Annotated in this window: 19 protein-coding genes, 1 other RNA gene and 1 other annotated feature; of the genes, 2 read left to right on the top strand and 18 right to left on the bottom strand. The window is 45.4% G+C overall.

Going from position 1 to position 22,170, the window contains the following annotated elements; all coding sequences use genetic code 11:
• Positions 1 to 179 precede the first annotated feature (179 nt).
• From mltG to cymR, 12 genes are all read right to left on the bottom strand, one after another.
• Positions 180 to 1,298, bottom strand: a complete 1,119-nt coding sequence (mltG, locus tag ACFQ4A_RS14915; protein ID WP_382402045.1) for an endolytic transglycosylase MltG — start codon at positions 1,296 to 1,298, stop codon at positions 180 to 182.
• A 211-nt stretch (positions 1,299 to 1,509) separates the two neighbouring features.
• Positions 1,510 to 1,797: a DUF1292 domain-containing protein gene (locus tag ACFQ4A_RS14910; protein ID WP_382402043.1), complete on the bottom strand. Its 288-nt coding sequence runs from the start codon at positions 1,795 to 1,797 to the stop codon at positions 1,510 to 1,512.
• Positions 1,798 to 1,799: 2 nt separating this feature from the next.
• Positions 1,800 to 2,228 carry a Holliday junction resolvase RuvX gene (gene ruvX, locus ACFQ4A_RS14905; protein WP_382402041.1) on the bottom strand — a complete coding sequence of 143 codons (429 nt, stop codon included), beginning with the start codon at positions 2,226 to 2,228 and terminating at the stop codon, positions 1,800 to 1,802.
• Positions 2,229 to 2,498 carry an IreB family regulatory phosphoprotein gene (locus ACFQ4A_RS14900; RefSeq protein ID WP_382402039.1) on the bottom strand — a complete coding sequence of 90 codons (270 nt, stop codon included), beginning with the start codon at positions 2,496 to 2,498 and terminating at the stop codon, positions 2,229 to 2,231. It abuts the gene before it with no gap.
• A gap of 97 nt (positions 2,499 to 2,595) precedes the next feature.
• Complete coding sequence (alaS, locus tag ACFQ4A_RS14895; protein WP_382402037.1) at positions 2,596 to 5,238, bottom strand: alanine--tRNA ligase; 2,643 nt, start codon at positions 5,236 to 5,238, stop codon at positions 2,596 to 2,598.
• 396 nt (positions 5,239 to 5,634) lie between these two features.
• Positions 5,635 to 6,702 (bottom strand): AI-2E family transporter, encoded by a 1,068-nt coding sequence (locus ACFQ4A_RS14890; protein ID WP_382402035.1) that lies wholly within the window; start codon positions 6,700 to 6,702, stop codon positions 5,635 to 5,637.
• Positions 6,703 to 6,747: 45 nt separating this feature from the next.
• On the bottom strand, positions 6,748 to 6,939 hold the full coding sequence (locus ACFQ4A_RS14885) for a hypothetical protein (protein ID WP_382402033.1): 192 nt from the start codon (positions 6,937 to 6,939) through the stop codon (positions 6,748 to 6,750).
• A gap of 60 nt (positions 6,940 to 6,999) precedes the next feature.
• Positions 7,000 to 9,324 carry an SF1B family DNA helicase RecD2 gene (recD2, locus tag ACFQ4A_RS14880; RefSeq protein WP_382402031.1) on the bottom strand — a complete coding sequence of 775 codons (2,325 nt, stop codon included), beginning with the start codon at positions 9,322 to 9,324 and terminating at the stop codon, positions 7,000 to 7,002.
• Positions 9,325 to 9,342: 18 nt separating this feature from the next.
• On the bottom strand, positions 9,343 to 10,011 hold the full coding sequence (locus tag ACFQ4A_RS14875) for a tetratricopeptide repeat protein (protein WP_382402029.1): 669 nt from the start codon (positions 10,009 to 10,011) through the stop codon (positions 9,343 to 9,345).
• A gap of 41 nt (positions 10,012 to 10,052) precedes the next feature.
• Entirely contained in the window at positions 10,053 to 11,159 is a 1,107-nt protein-coding gene (gene mnmA / locus ACFQ4A_RS14870) for a tRNA 2-thiouridine(34) synthase MnmA (RefSeq protein WP_382402027.1), read from the bottom strand.
• Positions 11,160 to 11,173: 14 nt separating this feature from the next.
• On the bottom strand, positions 11,174 to 12,316 hold the full coding sequence (locus ACFQ4A_RS14865) for a cysteine desulfurase family protein (RefSeq protein ID WP_382402025.1): 1,143 nt from the start codon (positions 12,314 to 12,316) through the stop codon (positions 11,174 to 11,176).
• 27 nt (positions 12,317 to 12,343) lie between these two features.
• Positions 12,344 to 12,763, bottom strand: a complete 420-nt coding sequence (gene cymR / locus ACFQ4A_RS14860; protein ID WP_382402023.1) for a cysteine metabolism transcriptional regulator CymR — start codon at positions 12,761 to 12,763, stop codon at positions 12,344 to 12,346.
• 151 nt (positions 12,764 to 12,914) lie between these two features.
• Between cymR and ACFQ4A_RS14855 the strand changes: the two genes are divergently transcribed.
• Both ACFQ4A_RS14855 and ACFQ4A_RS14850 read left to right on the top strand, forming a co-directional pair.
• On the top strand, positions 12,915 to 14,189 hold the full coding sequence (locus ACFQ4A_RS14855) for a replication-associated recombination protein A (RefSeq protein WP_382402021.1): 1,275 nt from the start codon (positions 12,915 to 12,917) through the stop codon (positions 14,187 to 14,189).
• A gap of 114 nt (positions 14,190 to 14,303) precedes the next feature.
• Entirely contained in the window at positions 14,304 to 14,966 is a 663-nt protein-coding gene (locus ACFQ4A_RS14850; protein ID WP_382402019.1) for an RsfA family transcriptional regulator, read from the top strand.
• Positions 14,967 to 15,051: 85 nt separating this feature from the next.
• On the opposite strand, the gene ssrS is transcribed toward ACFQ4A_RS14850, so the two are convergent.
• The 6 genes from ssrS to ACFQ4A_RS14820 all read right to left on the bottom strand — a co-directional run bounded on the left by ssrS (position 15,052) and on the right by ACFQ4A_RS14820 (position 22,021).
• Positions 15,052 to 15,235, bottom strand: a non-coding RNA gene (ssrS, locus tag ACFQ4A_RS14845) — 6S RNA.
• A gap of 117 nt (positions 15,236 to 15,352) precedes the next feature.
• Complete coding sequence (aspS, locus tag ACFQ4A_RS14840; RefSeq protein WP_382402017.1) at positions 15,353 to 17,119, bottom strand: aspartate--tRNA ligase; 1,767 nt, start codon at positions 17,117 to 17,119, stop codon at positions 15,353 to 15,355.
• Positions 17,112 to 18,401 (bottom strand): histidine--tRNA ligase, encoded by a 1,290-nt coding sequence (hisS, locus tag ACFQ4A_RS14835; RefSeq protein ID WP_382402015.1) that lies wholly within the window; start codon positions 18,399 to 18,401, stop codon positions 17,112 to 17,114. Before hisS ends, aspS begins: the two co-directional genes overlap by 8 nt.
• 53 nt (positions 18,402 to 18,454) lie before the next feature.
• Positions 18,455 to 18,758: a binding site (T-box leader), on the bottom strand.
• A 49-nt stretch (positions 18,759 to 18,807) separates the two neighbouring features.
• On the bottom strand, positions 18,808 to 18,981 hold the full coding sequence (locus ACFQ4A_RS14830) for a hypothetical protein (RefSeq protein WP_382402013.1): 174 nt from the start codon (positions 18,979 to 18,981) through the stop codon (positions 18,808 to 18,810).
• Between the two features lie 360 nt (positions 18,982 to 19,341).
• Entirely contained in the window at positions 19,342 to 19,788 is a 447-nt protein-coding gene (gene dtd, locus ACFQ4A_RS14825) for a D-aminoacyl-tRNA deacylase (RefSeq protein ID WP_382402011.1), read from the bottom strand.
• A 31-nt stretch (positions 19,789 to 19,819) separates the two neighbouring features.
• The gene (locus ACFQ4A_RS14820) at positions 19,820 to 22,021 is read right to left on the bottom strand and encodes a RelA/SpoT family protein (protein WP_382402009.1); all 2,202 of its coding nucleotides are present in this window, start codon (positions 22,019 to 22,021) and stop codon (positions 19,820 to 19,822) included.
• Positions 22,022 to 22,170: the final 149 nt, after the last annotated feature.

Here is a 22,170-nt window from a genome sequence, read left to right as displayed (position 1 = left end):
TCGGCAGTGATACATCGCCCGAAGACAAAGTGCCTTTCTTTGCTGAGGACGTGACGTAATTAGGCCCTACGTACAGGGCTTGAGACTGTCCTGGTTTTTTTACCTGATTAGCTGTACAAAACGTCATTTAAAAACGAGAAATGCGGAATTGTGTTCATACCCCGCACTTCCACGATTCATTACTTGATATATTTTTCCTTTAATTGGTTATGTTCCTCATTTGTTTCTGAATAATGGATATTGCCTTCCTCGTCATGCAGAAAATATAGATAGTCCGAGTCTTCCGGCTGAACCGTTGCTGTCAAAGATGTTTCGGAAAAATTGGATATCGGTCCAACGGGAAGTGACGTGACGTGATACGTATTGTACGGTGATTCAATTTCCAAGTCTTCCATTAACACTTTGTCCTTATGTTCACCAAGTGCATATAGTACCGTTGGATCTGTCTGTAACGCGATACCCTCATCCAGCCGGTTATAAAATAAACCGGCAATCTTCCGCCGCTGCTCATCCGAACTGGCTTCTTTTTCAACAAGTGATGCCATTGTTAATGCCTCATGAACGGATAAATCCTGGGCGGCGATTTCGTCCAAATAGGGGGTCACCACATTAACCGCTTTTTCCACCATCCGGTTCACCACTGTTTCGATAGTCGGGTCTTCACTGTAATACTCATACGTGGCAGCAAACAGATACCCTTCTAGTGGCGTTCGTATTTCCGGATTTAATATATCGTCTGTCAGCACGTTCGGGTATGTACTGATCAATGTTTCTATATAGTCCCGGTCATTCACTTTTTCAAGGAATTCGTCTTCGCTGAATGGTAGTACGTTCGCATATATACCGGCGATTTCCTCAATTGTCTTTCCCTCAGGTATTGTGACGGAATAGACGGGTTCTTCCATCATTTTCCCTTTTTGCAGTGCTTCGATTAATTCACCGATACCCATTGAAGGCGAAAACGTATAGTTTCCGGCCTGAAATTCAGTAACATTTTTAAATTTAGTATAGAATGTGAATACCATGTCATCTTTAATAAGCCCATGGTTCTCAAGCTGTGATGCAATATCAGATGTAGAGGACCCGATGGGAATCTCAATGTCAACATCTTCGTTACTGTCAGGATCAACAGGCTGCAATGCAGAATTTATATACAGATAACCCGATATGCCACCTATTATCAAGATAAGCAGGAGTGAAATGATAATCACCGCGGCAATTTTCCGCACCATTTTGGCATCCTCATTTCGTTTCAGCAGGTTGTCCCTGTAACTCCCTGACATCTTCTTTTTGGACATGCATCTCCCCCCTTGCCCGGTTCATTATACTAAAAATAAAGGTCATAATCTACGGTAGAAAAACTAGGTTCCGGGCTTGTCCTTTCAGAGGTTGGAGGCGGCAATCAGGCCCGTCGAAATCACAAGACCGAAATACGTTCATTCGCCGCCCTCATTGTTAAAGGAAAAGCTGATATCCATCAAGATATCAGCCTGTTAACCGGTTCTATCTTCACGTTTGACCTTCTTCATCGATGATCGTATGGAGCATTTCCTCGACCATTTCCCATTCCTCATCCGATTCAATTGGAAAAAGGGATAAATCGTCGTCATTTTTTTCCTCTTCTTCATAGCGGAATGCATACACTTCGACTTCTTCGTCTTCTTTTTGCTCAGCCGGTACAACTGCCAAATATGAGTGACCGGTCTGATCGACATCAAATGTGAACAGTACTTCAAAAAGGTGTTCTTCACCATTTTCATCAGGTATGATGATTCGTTCATTTTCGTCCAGTGCCATGACTACACTCCTTTAATTTTTTCCTGGTCAAGATAACTTTGCAAAATCATGACCGCCGCCATTTTGTCGATGACCTTTTTCCGTTTTTTTCTGCTCATGTCCGCCTCGAGCAAAACGCGTTCTGCTGCTGCGGTGGACAAGCGTTCATCCCAGAGAATGGCCGGTATGCCATGAACATTTTCAACATGCCTGGCATATGCTTCAGATGCTTCACCGCGTTCACCGACCGTGCCATTCATATGTTTCGGCAGCCCGATAACAGCCTTCCCAATAGCGTGCTCTTCTATGATCTGTTTCAGTTGATCATCGGCAGAATAGATATCCTGTTCATCCCAATGAATGGTGGTGAGGCCCTGAGCTGTCAAACCTAATGGATCGCTTGCAGCTACGCCGATCGTTTTGGAACCGACATCCAATCCGACTGTTTTCATTTAACGTTCCTTTTGCTGTTCGTTGAGATAAAATTTTACGACTTCTTCAATGACCTCGTCCCGTTCAACTTTACGGATCAGGTTCCGTGCATCATTGTATCTTGGAATATAGGCAGGGTCACCGGACAGTAAATAGCCCACGATCTGGTTGATCGGATTGTAGCCTTTTTCTTTAAGAGCCGCGTGGACTGTCAGCAGAATCTCTTTTATATCATGGTCGAAAGGCTCTTCCGAAAAATTAAACTTCATGGTTTTATCAATAGAGCTCATCGTGACACCTCATTCCACATGTTTTGCCTTTATTTGCTATTCTAACATGTTTATCGTTCATATAATATCTTTTATAGCAAATAGAATGCAGCTTTGTCTATTCTTTTACATGATTTGTAACATATTGATGTACCATTTTCAGGGCATCGTTTATTTTATCAGGATTTTTGCCGCCGGCCTGTGCCATGTCCGGACGGCCGCCGCCACCGCCGCCGCATGCTTCGGCAACTTGTTTGATCAGGTTACCGGCATGAAACCCTTTATCAGTCAAATCGTTGGTGACACCTGCAGCTAATTGTACTTTGCCATCATTAGCTGCTGCGAGCAGGATAATCCCTGATTCGAGCTTTCGTTTCAAGTCATCCACCATATTGCGGAGCTGGTTCATGTCTTTCGCGCTGACCTGTTGTGCGAGTACGGTAATGCCATTAACCGTTTCACTGCTTTCAATAATGGATGATGCTTCCTGATTGGCGAGTTTGGCATTTAATGATTCATTGGTTTTTTGCAGCGATCTGATCTCTTCATGCAAACTTTCGACACGTTCCACGACACGATCCTCAGTTGTTTTCAACAGGCCGGCAGTTGTCTGTAACAATGCCAACTTCTCGTTTACAAACAAATAGGCTTGTTGGCTTGTGACGGCTTCCACCCTTCTAGTGCCGGCACCGATACCCGTTTCAGACACAATCTTGAATAGACCGATCGCATCTGTGCTCCCAACGTGACAGCCACCACACAGTTCAATGCTGTAATCACCGATTTGGACAACCCGGACAACATCACTGTATTTTTCGCCAAATAAGGCCATAGCGCCCATATCTTTGGCTGCTTCAAGCGGCTTATGATCGATGGCAATTGGTATGGATGCCCAGATTTTTTCATTTACTTTCTGTTCGATTTCCGCCAGCTGTTCCTGGCTGACTGAACTGAAATGGGAAAAGTCGAACCGTAGACGATCCGGTGTTACGAGCGAACCCGCCTGATTGACATGATCACCGAGGATATCTTTCAGTGCCTGGTGAAGCAGATGGGTTGCCGTATGATTCTTGACGATACCGGACCGGAAAGCATCCTTCACCGCGGCTTTCATCTGGTCACCGGCGTGTATGTTACCTTCTTTTACACGGACTTTATGAACATGTTGCCCCTTGGGTGATTGCTGAACATCTTCAACATAGGCGGAAGCGTCGTCCGTGTACAGCCAGCCATTATCAGCAATCTGACCGCCGCTTTCAGCATAAAATGGCGTCTCTTTCAGAAAGATCAGGGCTTCTTCACCCGCTGTGGCGGTTTCAGCAAATTCTTGATCCTTGACGAGAATTTCAATTGTTGTCGCCACTTCCAGCTGATCATAACCGACAAACGTACTTTCTGCAGTCACGTCACTCAGCACGCCGTCCTGAACCTGCATGGAGTCAACTTTTTGCTGGGCATTTCGGGCGCGTTCCCGCTGCTTGTCCATTTCCTGTTCAAAGCCCTGTTCATCGATCGTGAAGTTATGCTCGGCCACATATTCCTCCGTCAATTCTTTCGGAAAACCATACGTATCGTACAGTCTGAATACCTCAGCCCCCGGAAAAACATCACTTCCTTTTTGTTTTTCCTTATCAATAATCGTATTTAATATCTCCAGACCATCGTTTAGCGTTTCATGGAAGCGTTCTTCTTCCACCTTGATGACATTTTCCACATAGGTGCTCTCTTTTAGAACGTCCGGATAGAAATCTTTCATGATACTGCCAACCGTCGGGACGAGTTTATACATAAATGGTTCATCGATTCCGATTTGTTTGGCAAAACGGACAGCACGGCGCAGCAACCGGCGCAATACATAGCCTCTGCCTTCATTGGACGGGAGTGCTTTGTCACTGATGGCAAACGTGACAGTACGGATATGGTCGGCAATAACTTTAAATGCTGTATCATCCGCTTCGTTTAGCCCGTATATTTTCCCGGAAATCGTTTCTGTTTCCCGGATGAGCGGCCTGAACAGATCCGTTTCAAAATTGGTTGGCACGTCCTGAATGACAGATACCATCCGTTCCAGCCCCATGCCGGTATCGATGTTTTTCTTCGGAAGCGGGGTATACGTATCATCCGGATTATGATTATACTGGGAAAAAACAAGATTCCATATTTCCAGATACCGTTCATTCTCACCGCCCGGGTACAGTTCAGGATCGGTTGGGTTATTGCCGTATTGTTCACCACGGTCGTAAAAGATTTCCGAATTTGGTCCGCTTGGTCCCTCGCCGATATCCCAGAAATTTTCCTCAAGCCGAATGACGCGCTCTTTCGGAATTTGAATATCGTTGAGCCAAATGTCATACGCTTCATCGTCTTCCGGGTGAACCGTGACGGATAGCCGCTCCGGAGCAAACCCGATCCACTTCTCGCTTGTCAAAAACTCCCATGCGAACGCGATGGCTTCTTTTTTGAAATAATCACCGATCGAGAAATTGCCCAGCATTTCAAAAAACGTATGGTGTCTGGCGGTAAAGCCGACATTTTCGATATCGTTCGTGCGGATCGATTTCTGGGCATTGACCAGACGCGGATTGTCCGGAATCACACGTCCATCAAAATATTTCTTTAGTGTCGCAACACCACTGTTGATCCACAGCAGCGTCGGATCTTCACGCGGTACAAGTGACGCACTCGGTTCCACCTGATGCCCTTTTTCCTTAAAAAAATCCAAAAACATTTGCCGTACTTGTGCTGATGTTAATTGTTTCATACGTGACCCTCCAACGCTTATCGTTAACCTGCTATGTTTATCTGTTCGGCGCCGTCTAAAGTGAACACCGAATTTTTCTTATGCTTTAAACCTGGAAACGTCAAAACGCTCCTGGCGTATAAAAAAATCTCCTCTCTATAGTTGCTTTAGAGACGAGATAATGTCGCGGTACCACCCTAATTATGAACGATTGACCTCATTCACCACTCAGCTTGATAACGGTCTGTCACCGGCGGGGATTAGCCGCACTCAGGTTTAGCTTTCCATGGCTCGACGTTCAGGATTTCTTCCAGCCTGCGGAAATCCCTCTCTTAGAGCGGAGACACATGTACTCAGAACCTTCAAGGCATTATAACGATAAGTTTGCTGATAGTATAGACAACTTTTTTGTCTTTGTCAATTATTGTTTATACCTGTGATGAGATGGGCTGTGACGACCTTTAAAACGACCAGAAATGGTACGGCTAATATCATACCGATAACACCACCCACCTGGCCGCCCAGCAACAAAACAAAAATGATAGCAATCGGGTGGATTTGAATACTTTTGCCAACAATATACGGTGACAAAAGGTTCCCCTCAATGACCTGAATGAGAAAAATACCCGCTAATACAATCAGAACCAGTTTGCCGGAAATCGTTGCCGTAATGGCCACCGCCGGAGCGGCTCCAATAATCGGACCAAAATAAGGAATAATATTCGTCAGCCCCATAATGATGGCCAGCAGTAAGGCGTATGGGATATCCAAAAACTTAAAGACACCTAATGCCGCCAGAGCGACAAACAAGCAGACGATGAACTGCCCCCGTATGTAATTTCCCAGCCCGTCATCAATCGCCCGGCATAATGCACCGGTTCGGGCATGATATTTGTGCGGGATCCACTTTTTAACGTGTTCTTTGACCGCTTGAAAATCTTTCAGAAAGTAGAAAACGATAACAGGTATAACCGTTATCACAACAATCATATCAAAAATTTTTGTGAAACCCCTGAGCAGATTCGTGAGCAATGCTTCCATATATGCTTCTGCTTCATAGATCAGCTCATCCATTTTATCATGAACTGTCTCCGGCAAAAATGACGTATATTCATAAAGACTGTAGATAATATCACGGTACATATTAATCAGCTGCGGCAGCTGTTCCTGTAAATCGTTTAATTGATGAATGACAGCCGGATAGACACGGTACCCCAAATACCCGATCCCGCCAAAAAAAAGCACATAAATTAATAAGACAGCCAAACTCTTTGGTATCTTATGCTGGTACATTTTGTCAATAACCGGATATAGTAAATAGGCAATCAAAGCTGAAATCAAAAAAGGCAGCAGCAGATGCCAAAGGAATGAAATAATGGCACCATATACCGGAAAAAGTTTCACAAGTAAATAGACAAATAAAAATACAAAAATGCCGGTTACAATCCAAAACAGGAAATTCAATGGCCTATTGTCCTGGAACATGTCCGGCACCCCCAGGAAAAAGATAAAATCCGGTGTTAAGCAGCATTACCATTGAATTTTCCGCTCATCTTCCGTAAACAAATCATCCAGCGAACTTAACGAGCCATCTGCTTCAACCTGATGAATGGTAAGTTTATCATTAAAAACGGATAGTTCAATAAAACAGTTCCAGCAGTAGAATTGCTGTGCCCCTATTTTCCCTATGTCCTTTCCATTGCAATTCGGGCATACCAACATGGTGAAAGCTCCTTTTTATTTTTCTAGCTTTGCCCGAATGGAAAAATTTATACCTCTGTCCTACATGAAATCATATGGTGTTATCTCTGTTTCTTCAGTCGCCGAATGGTTCATATCGGGGACATTCGGCAACCGTTCGTGAAGCTGTTCAATTAAAGATGTATAACGTTGATTGGCGTCCAGTCGTTTGACACCACTCAGAAAAGCCTGCTTGTCCCCACAAATGATCAGTGACTTCTTACTTCGGGTTATCGCGGTATAGAGTAAGTTTTTCTTTAGCATACGCTGATAAACGGGAAGTACCGGCATGATGACAATCGGAAATTCACTCCCCTGTGATTTATGAATGGAAATACAGTAAGCATGCGTTACATTGATGTAATCCTTTCGTTCATAGCTTACTTCCTTTCCCTCAAAATCAATAACGAGCTGTTCAACACGGTCGGCATTCTCATTTTCCTTAAAGATGGCAACAACGTTACCGATATCCCCGTTATAAATGCCATCTTCAGGCTGATTGACAAGCTGCAGTACTTTATCGCCGACCCGGAAAACAGCATCTTTCGTTTTGATTTCCCGTTTTTTCGATGATGCCGGATTGATCAGCGCCTGCAAATGCTGATTGATCATGGTGATACCTGCTTGTGAGCGATACATGGGCGCGAGAACCTGCATATCTTTTAATTCGATCCCTTTCGCTTGTGCTCGTTTAAAAACAGCGGTCACCACGTCAATCAGCTGCTGTTCATGACAGGAGATGAAACTGAAATCTTTATCATTCATCAAGGCCGCTTTGTCACAGGTATCCTGTTTAATAAGGTGAGCCAGCTCGATTATTTTGGAACCTTCTTTCTGTCGGTACACGTCATGAAGGCTGATGTATGGAATCCGGTCACTCGCCAACAGGTCAGCCAGCACCTGACCGGGGCCGACAGATGGCAGCTGATCTTCATCCCCTACCAATAGGACCTGCATATCATCAGGTATGGCTTTAAACAAGCTGTTGGCAAGCCAAATATCAACCATGGAAAACTCATCAACAATCAAATAGCTGCCTTTAAGTTGTTCATGTTCATTTTTATCAAAGCCGCTTTGGCCGTCCCAGCCCAGTAATCGGTGGATCGTCACTGCCGGGAGACCGGTTGATTCCGTTAACCGTTTGGCCGCCCTCCCGGTTGGGGCAGTTAAAATAAACGGATAGTCGGTTTCAGAATCGTATGTTTTCGGATCAGCGGACATATCGTGAATCGTGCTATAGGCGTTCAGGATGCCTTTAATGACGGTCGTTTTTCCGGTACCAGGCCCACCCGTGACGATCATTAGCTTGGAGCTCAGTGCCTGCTGAATGGCTTCAAATTGTTCCTTGCCGTAACTGAGCACTTCCTGGTCCTCGATGTCCCCGATGATTTTCATCAATTCTGCTAAAGGGGTGTCATGTTCAATCGACTTGGTGATCAGCCGATTAACATTGGAGGCAAACCCGTCTTCGGCATAATAAAGGGACGGCAGATAGACGTTTCCGTTAAGCATAATGACCGACTTGTCCTGGTTGAGTTCTTCCAGACGGCCGTTGACCATCGCCTCTGTCAGCGGCTGTTCCGGCTGTGTCAGTAAATCCATCACCAGGCTGATGCACGTTTCAATCGGCAAAAATACGTGGCCGGCCTGGATATTTTTTTGCAGCACATAAATACACCCAGCACCAATCCGGCTTGGGTGTGTTAATGACAGACCGTTTCCACGAGCTATCTGATCGGCTGTCTGAAAGCCGAATCCCTCTATATCAAAAACATACTGGTAAGGATCTTCCTGTAACACGCTGATCGCTTCATCCTGATAATGTTTATAAATTTTTTGCGCCATTTTTAGACCAATACCATATTTGGCCAAATAAACCGCAATATACTCGAATCCCTGATTTTCTTTCAATGTTTTAACAAGAAGATCGGCTTTATCCTGTTTGAGGCCGGGTACCTTCTTCAGGGCATCCGGGTCATTTAAAATACTGGAAATAGCATTGACCCCCAAAGCATCAACAATTTTCGCAGCTGTTTTTTTACCAATTCCGTGAAACAGATCACTGGAAAGGTAGGCAATCAACCCGTCCGTTGTATCGGGGATAAATGTCTGATAGGACGTCACGTTATATTGCAGTCCGAATTTAGGGTGCCGTTCGAAAGCGCCGTAGAAATAATAAGCGGCTGTTTCCTGCAAGTCGGAAAAATACCCCTTTATCACAATATCTTTCGCTTGATAATCCTCATTTGTAGCCAGGATATTTATTTTGGCAATGGAAAAATTTTCCTGCTCATTCCGGAAAATCGTATACAGCAGCTCCCCTTTAATATAGCCATCCTCTTTTCGGACCTGTTGATCCGTTGCCATACAAATAACCTCGCTATCTTACAAATCGGTATTGTGCCATACGTCCATAATCTGTTTTTTGGCATTAGCTGCCAGAACATGTTCCGGCTGAATCGCCAGCGCCTGATCAAAATGGTCCAATGCGCTCTGTAGGTCTTCTTCAAACAGGGCAATGACGCCCAGATTATAGTGAGCATCACTGTGCGACTCATCTAGCTCAAGTACTTGATTGAACACTGGTTTGGCAGCATCGATATGGTCACTCTGGGCAAGTGACAACCCGTATTGAAACACGTACTCCGTTTCCTCAGAGTCCAGCTCGGTCGCCCGCATCAGGTAAGGCAATGCCAATTTATAGTCCTCCTGATGGAAAAAAGTCATACCGAGCAAATAATAGGCATCAGCCTCTTCCAGTCCGATTTCAATCGCCTGCAAAAAACGTTTTTGGGCTTTCGGAAAATCCTGTTTATCATAATACAGATTCCCCAGCCCATAATAGGCAGTCGCTGCATTCGCATCAAGTTCGATGGCCCGGTTGTAAAAACGCTCAGCGCGTTCAGTATCATTGATATGCAATAATAAATTGCCGAAATTTATATAGCCGATTGGGTCATCGGGATTCGCTTCAATAATAGCATTAAAAATCCCCGCTGCTTCTTCGTATTTCTGCTCTTTCATCAACTGTATCGCATGCTGATTTTTATCCATTCTGTCACCCCGTCAACATTATCAAAAGTAGCATCTGCAACTCAGCCGACATAGTTAAGGTGGTTATCATCTTTTATGACCTCATCAATCGTTCCGCCGCCTAGGCAGACGTCACCGTCATAAAAGACAACCGACTGACCGGGCGTGATGGCACGCTGTGTTTCGTGAAACGCGACATGGACATTCCCATTCATTCTAGTCACCGTAACGCCGCTGTCAGACTGACGATAACGAAACTTGGCTGTACAGGTAAAGGCTTGATCGGGCCTATCATTGATCCAGTTAACATCCGTCGCAATCAAGGCATCAGAGTACAGTTTTTCATTGTGAAAACCTTGTCCGACATACAGAATGTTGTCCTCAAGGTTTTTACCGACGACAAACCACGGGTCGCCCGAGCCACCGATGCCGAGGCCCTGGCGCTGACCGATCGTATAATACATAAGCCCGTCATGCTCACCCTTTTCAACACCATCCAGTGTTTTCATAAGGCCGGGCTGTGCTGGCAAATAGTCACTTAAAAATTGTTTGAAGTTCCGTTCGCCGATGAAGCAGATACCGGTACTGTCTTTTTTCGTCGCCGTTACCAGATCATGCTCTTTGGCAATTTCTCTCACGTCCTTTTTCGTCAGATGACCTAACGGGAACATGACGTTTTCCAGAACATCCCCGGTCAATTGATTCAGAAAGTATGTCTGGTCTTTATTATCATCCACACCCCGCAGCATTTCATAGTTACCATTATTCTCTCGCACTTGGGCATAGTGGCCTGTCGCCAGATAGTCCGCACCGAGTGACATCGCATGCTCCAGAAAAGCTTTAAACTTAATTTCCTTATTACACATCACATCCGGATTCGGTGTTCTGCCTGCCTGATATTCATCAAGAAAATAGGTGAACACTTTATCCCAGTACTGTTTTTCAAAATTGACGGCAAAATAAGGAATATCCAGCTGATTGCATACGCGAACAACGTCATCGTAATCTTCTGTAGCGGTACAGACGCCGTTTTCGTCCGTATCATCCCAATTTTTCATGAAAATGCCAACAACGTCATAACCCTGTTGTTTCAGGAGCAGAGCGGCAACAGACGAGTCAACCCCGCCGCTCATGCCAACGACCACCCGTGTATCCTCATTTCGTTTCATGATGTTCACCACCTTTAATTAGTTAATCGTTTGACGATTTTAGCAACCCGTTTGGCTGCTTCGATAACATTTTCTTCTGTGTTGAACGAACCAAAACTGAAGCGGATCGAATTGGTTGTCCGGTCATCACGTTCGTCATACATCGCTACCAATACATGGGACGGCTCCACTGATCCTGCCGTACAGGCACTTCCGCTTGAGGCAGCAATACCATCCAGATCAAAGTTCGTCAGCAGGGGCTCAACATGGGTGCCCGGGAAACTGAGATTGACAATGGAAGCGATGGTATCGTCCAGCTTACCGTTGACCTCGTAGGTTATCCCGTCTGCAGCCAGCTGTTCCATAAACTGCGCTTTAAACTGCCTGTACATCAGCCCTCTGTCGGTCTTGTTTTCCAGTGCTAATTCAACAGCTTGCTGGAACCCGACAGCAGCGGCAACATTTTCCGTACCCGGCCGGCGTTTTCGTTCCTGCTCACCGCCATATTGCCGCGCTTCCACTTTTACCGCGTCTGATACATACAAGAAGCCGATTCCTTTGGGGCCGTTGATTTTATGCGAGGAAGCCGTGAGCAGATCCACCCCCAATTGTTGGACATCGATATCCAATAAGCCAAAAGCCTGTACAGCATCTGTATGAAAAGATGCCTGATGGTCTTTTAAGATATCGCCAACCGTTTCAATCGGTTGAATAACACCTGTTTCATTGTTCACATACATAATGGAAACTAAAATGGTTTCCGTTCTCAGGGCGGCTTTCAATTCATCAGGATTCATGCGCCCTGTTTCATCAACCGACAGATAGGTAACCTCGAAACCTTGCTGTTCCAGGTACGCTGCTGTATCCAATGCCGCATGGTGCTCCTGGACTGTTGTAATGATATGGTTCCCCTTGTCTCGGTTGGCCATCGCCGTGCCAATCAGCGCTAGATTGTCTGCTTCGGTCCCGCCGCTTGTGAAGACAATCTCTTTTTCATCGGCCTGAATGCTTTTGGCCATTGTTCGCCGCGCCTCATCAAGATATTGTCGTGCCTTCCGCCCAAATGCATGAACACTTGACGGATTGCCGAAAATTGTTGTCATGACGGGATTCATCGCCTCAACCACCCGCTGATCCATCGGCGTTGTGGCTGCATGATCCAGATAAATACGTTCCATGCTGATTACCCTTTCCACTAAACTGATTTAGATATAAAACATATAAGCATCCTGGTGCTGGTCATTTTCATGCCGTTTCAGATCTTCCAATGTGGTCGTATCCAATACGTCCTTGACAGCATCTCTAATTCGTATCCATAATCCCTGTTTTGCCGGCTCCTCATCCTCTATCCCTTCAACAGGGGAAATCGGGCCTTCCAGTACGCGGATAATGTCGCCTGCCTTAATGTCACGCGGATCTTTAGCCAGTATATATCCGCCATAAGCCCCGCGTACACTTTTGATCAGGCCAGCGTTTCTTAACGGGGTAGCGAGCTGCTCCAGGTAATGTTCAGATAGGCCCTTTTCCCGTGCGATTGTTTTCAGGGACGTTGGTCCATTGCCATGTTTTCTTGCGAGTTCAAGCATAATCGTTAATCCGTAACGTCCTTTTGTGGAAATCTTCATTTTATAACACCTCATGACATCATAATGTCCATTTTTCGCTGATCACAATACAACACATTATAGCATGAATCACCTGTTTCTTGCATTTTATCACAATCGGAATTACGCTTTTACATAGACAGCTTATTATTTTATACAAAGGACGATCAGAATGAAACAAAATCCACTTGCTTTTCGTATGCGACCTGAACATATAGACGACATCATCGGACAGGAACACCTGGTCAGTAAAGGAAAAATTTTAAACCGCATGATACAGGCTGAACGTCTGGCACCGATGATCCTTTTTGGACCGCCCGGAACCGGAAAGACATCATTAGCTTACGCACTTGCCAAAAGTCTGCGTATCCCGGTGAAAATGCTGAATGCTGTCGTGGATAAGAAAAAAGATATGGAGATTGTTGTTGAGGAAGCAAAAATGAGCGGACAAGTCGCGTTGGTGCTTGATGAAGTCCACAGACTCGACAAAGCCAAACAGGACTTCCTGCTGCCGCATATCGAAAGCAATCTCCTGACATTGATTGGCTGCACGACAAGCAACCCATATCATTCTATTAACCCGGCTATACGCAGCCGTTGTCACTTATTTGAGCTGCATCCGTTAACCATGGACAATATTAAAACAGCCATCAGAAGGGCTGCCAATGATGAGACGCATGGATTGGGATCCGAGTCGGTTGAGTTGACAGACGAAGCATTGGACCATTTAGCGTTCGCTGCCAACGGTGATATGCGGTCAGCTCTAAATGGCCTTGAACTAGCCGTATCATCAACACCAAAGAACGCTGAAGGAAAAATCGTTATCACGCTGGAAGCTGCCGAAGAATGCATGCAGAAAAAAAGCTTCAGCCATGACAAAGACGGGGATGCCCATTACGATGTTTTGTCCGCGTTCCAAAAGTCAATCCGCGGCAGTGATGTCAATGCCGCCCTGCACTATCTCGGACGATTGATTGAAGCCGGCGATCTCGATAGTATTGCACGTCGCATGATTGTGTGTGCTTATGAAGATATCGGACTTGGCAACCCGCAGGCAGGACCACGGGCCGTAACGGCCGTTCAGGCGGCAGAACGCGTCGGCTTTCCTGAAGCACGGATACCATTAGCTGCAGCTGTTGTCGAACTTGCCTTGTCGCCTAAATCCAATACAGCTTACAAAGCGCTTGATGAGGCGCTAAGTGATATTCGCAGCGGGAGAAGCGGCGACATTCCGGCACACCTGAAAGATAGTCATTACCAGGGCGCCAAAACAATTGGACGTGGGATTGATTATCAATACCCGCACAACTATGAGGGCAGCTGGGTCAATCAGCAGTATTTGCCGGATACGATCAAAAATAAAGATTACTATAAGCCGAAGAACAGCGGTAAATTCGAACAGCAACTAAAGTCTGTCCACGAAAAAATCCAGTCAGAAAAAAAGTAATACTAGATTTTGGAGGTATAATTCCTTTTTCATACGGTCAAACTATACAGTAAAGATCAAAATATGCTAGAAATCAGTCATATTGACCGTTATTGAAAAAAGGAGTTGAACATAATGACGAAAGTGAGACAGGACGCATGGTCCCACGAAGATGATCTATTACTGGCGGAAACCGTACTGCGTCATATCAGAGAAGGCAGTACTCAGCTGAATGCATTTGAGGAAGTCGGTGATCACTTAAACCGGACATCAGCTGCCTGTGGTTTCCGCTGGAATGCCGAAGTGCGAAATAAATATCATGATGCGATAGAACTTGCGAAACGGCAACGAAAAGAGAAAAAACGGGCTGCAGCTGTGGAAGCCAAACAACCGGTTGTGACGGTACCGGCAGATGATGAAACCCAGCCCGTCAATACGGAAAATGAAGAGCCACAGCAGCCACAGCCGCCACTTACCATGGATAGTATTATTGAATTTTTGCAACAGTTTAAAAAAGACTATCAGGCTTCCAATCAATCAAAGCAATCACTGGAAAAAGTGGAACAGGAAAATGAATTGCTGCGGGGCCAGGTGAGTGAACTGGAAGATAAATTGACGCGCACGACAAAACAGCTTGAGACTGTCCAGGAAGATTATCAGGTATTCATGCAAATCATGGACAAAGCCCGGAAAATGACTGTTTTTAATAACCAAGATACCGTCCAGGAGGCCCCATCATTCCGAATGGATAAAAATGGAAACCTTGAACAGGTTGCGGACGGATCATCCCATCAATAGGAAAAAAGTTCATTTAAACGAAGTGCTTACAAAAAACGTTAAAAGGAATCGGCTCACTGCCGATTCCTTTGTTCATTATGTATCTATCAATCCCAATTGTGCCGTCTGTTTTCCAGTTTTGATCCCGCTCAAGGCAGGTGGGTGCCCTGTTCCATATTTGTTGTGCTTCCCTGTTAAGGGCATGCACGCAAAATGAAAACCAATGCAGGCTCCCTTTTAAATTAGTGTTCGGTCAAAACGAATGTATCAGACGCACACATCAGGATTGATACATCAATTTATTGTTTGTAAATTTATATTAACATACAGCTGACGGATTATCAATATTGAATGACATAACATATACATGACAGATATTACAATTTGCCAACAATTGACCGGTCAATTCATGTTTCTTTTCTAATTTGAATCGACAGTTCGTCCAATTGCTCATCACTGACATCACTCGGTGCGTCTGTTAATAAGTCTGACGCCGAAGCTGTCTTTGGAAACAGAATGGTGTCCCTCAGGTTCGATCGTCCTGCCAGCAACATGACAATTCTGTCCAGTCCAAGCGCAATTCCGCCATGCGGTGGCGTGCCATACTCAAGTGCCTCAAGCAGGAATCCGAACTGCTCCTCCGCCTCTTCCGGTGTAAACCCTAACACGTCAAAAAGTTTATCCTGCTGATCGCGTTTATAATTACGCAATGAGCCGCCGCCAAGTTCATATCCGTTCAAGACGAGGTCATAAGCATTTGCCCGGACACTTCCCGGATCCGTATCCAATTTGTCGATATCTTCCTCAACCGGCATAGTAAACGGATGATGAGCCGCGAAATAGCGCTGTACATCCTCATCATACTCCAGCAGCGGCCAATCCGTAACCCAGAGAAAATTGAATTGACGTTCATCGATAAGGCCCAATTCCTTGCCAAGCTTCAGTCGCAGTGCACCCAAACTGTCATACACAACCGAAGACTTGTCAGCCCCGAACAGCAACAAATCACCATCTTCTGCATAAGAGCGTTCAATTAGGCTATTTTTCACCTCATCTGTCAGGAACTTGGCAATCGGTCCGGTCACTTGACTGGCTTCAACTTTTAGCCATGGCAGTCCCTTGGCACCATACACGTTGACAAATTCAGTCAGTTTATCAATATCTTTTCGGGAGTAGTTGGCAGCTTGTCCCTTAACGTTTAACAGACAAACTTTCCCACCGGATTCAACCGCTCCCTTAAACACCTTGAACGACGAATTAGCTACAATATCCGATACATGAATTAATTCCATGCCAAATCGTGTATCCGGTTTGTCGGATCCAAATCGCTCCATAGCCTCCTTATACGGCATTCTTGGCAATGGCAGTGGGACATCCACGTCCTTGACTTCCTTGAGGACACGTTGCATCATTTGTTCGGTCATGTTCATAATTTCATCGCTCGTCATGAAAGACGTTTCAATATCGATTTGGGTGAACTCCGGCTGGCGGTCTGCACGCAAATCCTCATCACGAAAACAACGTGCGATCTGGTAATACTTTTCAAAGCCGCTCATCATAATCAACTGTTTAAACAGCTGTGGCGACTGGGGAAGGGCGTAAAAGTCACCCTGGTGCACCCGGCTGGGCACGAGATAATCCCTTGCTCCTTCAGGCGTGCTTTTCGTGAGGATCGGTGTTTCCATTTCCAAAAAGCCATCATCGTTTAAAAAGTTGCGGATCACCTGTGTTGTCCTGTGCCGCATTTTGAACGTTTCCTGCATGGCACTTCGGCGTAAATCAATATAACGGTACTTTAAACGTAAGTCCTCAGCAACATCTGTTTCTTCTTGGATGAGAAACGGTGGTGTTTTTGCCTTGTTTAACACGGTTAAGTCTGTTGCCAGCACTTCAATTCGCCCTGTCCCCATCACTGGGTTCACTGTTTCGGCATCACGCCTAACCACTTTTCCCTTCAATTCGAGCACATATTCCGTTCTGACTGCCTCAGCTGTTTCCAGAGCAGTTCGGGAATGGTCCGGGTTGAAGACGACCTGAACCAGACCTGATTTATCACGTAAATCGATAAAAATTAACCCGCCCAGATCCCGGCGTTTCTGAACCCAGCCTTTTAGTAAGACGGGCTGATCAACATCCTTTACACCCAATGTACCTGCTAATGTTCGTTCACTCATTGACATTGCCTCCTGATAGCTTTCCCTGCAAATAGTCCACTAATTTTACTAAAGGTATCTCTTCCTGGGTACCTGTTTTCATTTCTTTGACATTAATGATTTGCTGCTCGATTTCACTTTCACCTAATACGAGTACATATTTGGCCTGATACCGGTCTGCCGCCTTAAACTGTGCTTTCGTTTTGCGGCCCTGATAATCCCTGTCTACTTGAATACCGCTGTTGCGCAATTCATGGGCGAGCTGAACAGAAACCTTTTCCGCTTCATCACCGACCGTCACAAGAAAACAGTCCAAATCCTTATCGGCCGGAATGTCAATATGTTCCGCGTCCAGTGCCATTAGCAAACGTTCAAGCCCCATACCAAAGCCAATACCTGGTGTCGCCGGTCCGCCCAGCTCCTCGGCCAGACCATTGTATCTGCCGCCGCCGGCAAGCGTGGTAATCGCGCCAAACCCTTCCGCTTCACTCATGATTTCGAATGCCGTGTGGTTATAGTAATCAAGCCCCCGCACGAGATTTGGATCGACTTCATAATCAATTCCCATCAGTGTTAGGTAGTTTTTGACCTTTTCGAAATATAGCGTGGACGCCTCATTTAAGTAACCAAGAACAGATGGCGCCGTCTTCATGGCCGGATGATCGTTATCCTTTTTGCAATCCAGAATACGCAATGGATTTTGCGTCAACCGTGTCCTGCAGTCACTGCACAGTTCATCTTTATGCGGTGTGAAATGATCCACCAGAGCCTGCCGGTGGTTTTCCCGGCTTTCCTGATCACCGAGTGAGTTAATCACCAGTTTCAGGGACGTGAGCCCAAGTTCCCTGTAAACCGACATCGCCAAATCAATGACCTCCGCATCAATGGCAGGATCAGCACTTCCCATCGCCTCGACACCGAATTGGTTTAGTTGCCGCATCCTGCCTTTTTGCGGGCGTTCGTAACGGAACATCTCGGCAAAATAATACAGTTTAACCGGTTGGCTGGCATTACCGTGCATTTTATGCTCAACATAGGAACGGACAACCGGCGCTGTACCTTCCGGGCGCAGTGTTAGACTGCGGCCGCCCCGGTCTTCAAATGTATACATCTCTTTCTGGACGATATCGGTGGCGTCACCGACACCACGCTGAAATACTTCGGTATGTTCAAATAAAGGTGTCCGTATTTCATTAAAATGATATCTACGGCAAATATCTTTGATTGTATTTTCAACAAACTGCCATTTTGCAGCATCTTCCGGTAAAACATCGGCCGTTCCTCGTGGCGCTTTCATACTCATGCTCAATACCCCCATATTCATATTACATACAAAAAACTCCCGTCCCTTATTAAATAAGGGACGGGAGTTTGCCCGCGTTGCCACCCTGGTTGATGTTACATACATCCACTCATCACAGTTAACGCCTGCAAACGTCTGTACCTACCTGGCGTGTACCGCACAGCAGCATGTCACATGTTACATCCCCGGATCAGCGCTCACTGTGCTGATCTTTCTGACTGCTGATGACCGGCTCCTATTCGATACAGAACCTCAAGAATGTCGTTCATCAGGGCCTGATGCGAAAATGTTTCCAGCCGATGACATTTTCTCTCTTGGCATAAGCGGTCTGATTACTGTTTCCTTCGTTGGTTTTGTTACCTATCGTCTTGAATGATTACTATATTAAGGTGTCGAATCCTGATTGTCAAGTACGGGTTACCTTTTTCTTCAACCTTTTAACCTCACCCAGTGAAATGCCCAATTCTTCTGCGATTTCCATATGGTTAAACTGGTCTTCCATTTCCATAAACTGATGGAAGTCCACGCCGTAAATGTCTTTATCAAGATGTGATTGCCATTGTTTTTCATATAAGCGCATGCCGGATTCCTCCCTTGTTGTCTCTAGTTTTGCCTAAACAGCTGTTTTTATAAACTGAACTATAATGGCAACAGGCAGGAAGAAAATAACATGCGGTTAAACAAGTCAGCCATTTTGTTTTTGGGAGTTGCAGATACAAAAGATGAGACCACTAGCATGACCATCATTCCACAAAATAACCCCGATTACGAAAAGGGCCCTTAACAACAGATGACATCGCTGAATTTTCTATAAAAGGGGGCAGAATTTGACATTATCTTGGAAAAGGTAACCCGGTACGAACCGGTATTTCAGTTCTGACAAAGGAAATGGAGGATGATCACGACGATCGCTCCTCCATTTCCTTTGCTAGATGTCATTTTACTTTTCATGACTGTCCAGAATGATGGTTACCGGACCTGAATTTGTCAGCTGGACCTGCATCATTTCACCAAACTCACCGGTTTCCACGTCAACTTCGTGCGCGTTGATCTGCTGATTGAAGTAGTCATATAGGACATTGGCCTGTTCCGGTCCCGCTGCATGCAAATAACTTGGACGCCGCCCTTTTCGTGTATCTGCATAAAGCGTGAACTGTGATATTGACAGGACTTTTCCGGAAACGTCTTTTAACGATTGATTCATTTTACCATTTTCATCATCAAAAATCCGCAAATGAACCAATTTATTAACGAGATAATCCGCATCTGCCTCTGTGTCTTCATGGGTAACGCCAAGCAGCACAACCAGCCCATGATCGATTGCTCCGGTTGTAGACCCGTTCACTGTTACACTAGCATCGTGCGCACGCTGAATAATTGCCTTCATTGCTCAAGACCCCTTTTAAATTCTGAATAGCTTATTGAATCGTCCGTGTCACCGTATAAACGTCTTTTATCTGTTTAATCCGGTCGACAATCCGTTTTAAATGGCCTGTATTATGAATCAAGATGGTAATGTGAATAACCGCCATCCGACTCCGGTCGGAGCGGCCGTTAACATAGGTGATGTTCGTTTTTGTCTCATTGACCGCTTGCAGTACTTCATTTACCAAGCCGCGTCGATCGTAGCCGGAGATTTCCAGGTCAACGTGATACTGCTTTTTATCTGTCCGGCTGTTTTCCCATTCGACATGCAGACGCCGTTGCTTCGCTTCTTCCGTCTTTACATTGGGGCAATCCGACCGATGAACCGATACGCCCCTGCCTTTTGTTATATAACCGGTAATCGGATCCCCGGGTACCGGATTACAGCACTTGGCTAAACGAACCAGCAGGTTGTCAACACCTTCCACTTTGACACCCGAGTCCCGCTTTTGCACCGTTTTCGTTACCGCATCCTGTTTGACTTCTTCAATGGTCTCTTCCAGGTTTTGTTCTTTCTGTTTGGCCCGGCGTATTTTATCCGTCAAGCGTGTTGCGATTAAGGCAGCGGTAATCCCCTGGTATCCGACTGCTGCATACATATCATCTTCATTGGAAAAGTTGAATTTTTCAAATAGACGTTTCAAATTTTCCTGTGTAAGGACTTCCTTCGGTTCGATTCCAAGAGCCCGGATTTCTTTATCGACCGCCTCTTTTCCTTTACTGATATTTTCGTCACGTCGCTGCTTTTTGAAAAATTGCTTAATCTTGCTTTTTGCCTGTGATGTCTGCGTAATTGACAACCAATCCTGTGAAGGGCCGTACGAATGCTGGGAGGTCATAACATCCACAATATCGCCATTTTTTAATTGATAATCGAGTGGCTCCATTTTTCCGTTCACTTTGGCTCCGATCGTCTTATTACCGACTTCTGTGTGAATCCGGTAAGCAAAATCAAGTGGTACTGAACCGGATGGCAATTCAATGACATCCCCTTTGGGTGTAAAAACGTAAACCATATCCGAGAACAAATCCACTTTCAATGTTTCCATAAATTCCTCGGCATCGTGTGTTTCACTCTGCCAGTCAAGGATCTCTCTGAACCAGGTTAATTTGCCCTCGAATGACTGGTTCCCTTTTGACAGTTGCTTCCCCTCTTTATAAGCCCAATGCGCGGCAATTCCATACTCGGCAATTTCATGCATTTCTTTTGTACGGATCTGGACTTCCAGCGGATCTCCTTTTGGACCGATCACCGTGGTATGCAATGACTGATAAAGGTTTGGCTTGGGCATGGCGATATAATCCTTGAACCTGCCCGGCATCGGTTTCCAGCATGTATGAATGATACCCAGAACGGCATAACAGTCTTTAATACTATGAACAAGGATCCGGACTGCCAGAAGATCATAGATTTCATTAAATTGCTTGTTTTGCTTGGCCATTTTCCGATAGATGCTGTATAAATGCTTCGGCCTGCCGGAAATATCAGCTTCAATGTGCACATCCTGTAATTGATCCTTTACTTCGTCAATCACTTCATCGATATAGGTTTCCCGCTCGTCCCGTTTTTGTTTCATCAGCTGAACAATCCGGTAATATTGCTGGGGATTTAAATAGCGTAACGCGGTATCTTCCAATTCCCACTTGATGGTCGATATTCCCAGCCTGTGAGCTAATGGGGCAAATATCTCCAACGTTTCATTGGATATGCGCCGTTGTTTATCTGGCGGCAAATGCTTAAGTGTCCGCATGTTGTGCAGCCGATCGGCAAGTTTAATCAGGATGACACGGATATCCCTAGCCATTGCCACAAACATTTTGCGGTGATTCTCCGCCTGGATAGCCTCTTTTGATTTATACTTGATTTTTCCGAGTTTCGTCACACCATCGACGAGCATGGCCAATTCGCTGTCAAAAGCCTCTTTCAGCCCTTCCAGTGTCACCTGTGTATCCTCCACGACATCATGCAAAAAACCACCTGCAATCGTCACCGGATCCATTTCAAGCTCAACCAGTATCCCGGCAACCTGAACCGGATGAACAATATACGGTTCACCGGATTTCCGGAACTGCTCCTTATGGGCTTCCTCGGCAAACGTATAGGCACGGCGAAGGTAATCCGCGTCTTCCTGTGTGAGATACCGGCGGGCTTTATCAATCACTTCTTCACTTGTTAACGCTGCTTCTTTAGCCATAAACATCACCTGAATTCACTTTCACATTACTTCTGAACCGTCTCGGGACTTCTGTCGTTGTTTATAGTATTAAAAATATTTGCCGAAAAGTAAAGGAAAAACCGTTAGCCATGTACGAATGCCATTCAAAATGACAACTGAACAAGAAT

Origin of the sequence: Lentibacillus salinarum, from assembly GCF_042679865.1 — a bacterium.
Classification (GTDB): domain Bacteria; phylum Bacillota; class Bacilli; order Bacillales; family Amphibacillaceae; genus Lentibacillus; species Lentibacillus salinarum.
This window is presented reverse-complemented; position numbering and strand designations above follow the sequence as displayed.

Coding starts and splice junctions, on each gene's coding strand:
- mltG (WP_382402045.1), bottom strand. CDS start 1,298: ATGTCCAAAAAGAAGATGTCAGGGAGTTACAGGGACAACCTGCTGAAA.
- ACFQ4A_RS14910 (WP_382402043.1), bottom strand. CDS start 1,797: ATGGCACTGGACGAAAATGAACGAATCATCATACCTGATGAAAATGGT.
- ruvX (WP_382402041.1), bottom strand. CDS start 2,228: ATGAAAACAGTCGGATTGGATGTCGGTTCCAAAACGATCGGCGTAGCT.
- ACFQ4A_RS14900 (WP_382402039.1), bottom strand. CDS start 2,498: ATGAGCTCTATTGATAAAACCATGAAGTTTAATTTTTCGGAAGAGCCT.
- alaS (WP_382402037.1), bottom strand. CDS start 5,238: ATGAAACAATTAACATCAGCACAAGTACGGCAAATGTTTTTGGATTTT.
- ACFQ4A_RS14890 (WP_382402035.1), bottom strand. CDS start 6,702: ATGTTCCAGGACAATAGGCCATTGAATTTCCTGTTTTGGATTGTAACC.
- ACFQ4A_RS14885 (WP_382402033.1), bottom strand. CDS start 6,939: ATGTTGGTATGCCCGAATTGCAATGGAAAGGACATAGGGAAAATAGGG.
- recD2 (WP_382402031.1), bottom strand. CDS start 9,324: ATGGCAACGGATCAACAGGTCCGAAAAGAGGATGGCTATATTAAAGGG.
- ACFQ4A_RS14875 (WP_382402029.1), bottom strand. CDS start 10,011: ATGGATAAAAATCAGCATGCGATACAGTTGATGAAAGAGCAGAAATAC.
- mnmA (WP_382402027.1), bottom strand. CDS start 11,159: ATGAAACGAAATGAGGATACACGGGTGGTCGTTGGCATGAGCGGCGGG.
- ACFQ4A_RS14865 (WP_382402025.1), bottom strand. CDS start 12,316: ATGGAACGTATTTATCTGGATCATGCAGCCACAACGCCGATGGATCAG.
- cymR (WP_382402023.1), bottom strand. CDS start 12,763: ATGAAGATTTCCACAAAAGGACGTTACGGATTAACGATTATGCTTGAA.
- ACFQ4A_RS14855 (WP_382402021.1), top strand. CDS start 12,915: ATGAAACAAAATCCACTTGCTTTTCGTATGCGACCTGAACATATAGAC.
- ACFQ4A_RS14850 (WP_382402019.1), top strand. CDS start 14,304: ATGACGAAAGTGAGACAGGACGCATGGTCCCACGAAGATGATCTATTA.
- aspS (WP_382402017.1), bottom strand. CDS start 17,119: ATGAGTGAACGAACATTAGCAGGTACATTGGGTGTAAAGGATGTTGAT.
- hisS (WP_382402015.1), bottom strand. CDS start 18,401: ATGAGTATGAAAGCGCCACGAGGAACGGCCGATGTTTTACCGGAAGAT.
- ACFQ4A_RS14830 (WP_382402013.1), bottom strand. CDS start 18,981: ATGCGCTTATATGAAAAACAATGGCAATCACATCTTGATAAAGACATT.
- dtd (WP_382402011.1), bottom strand. CDS start 19,788: ATGAAGGCAATTATTCAGCGTGCGCACGATGCTAGTGTAACAGTGAAC.
- ACFQ4A_RS14820 (WP_382402009.1), bottom strand. CDS start 22,021: ATGGCTAAAGAAGCAGCGTTAACAAGTGAAGAAGTGATTGATAAAGCC.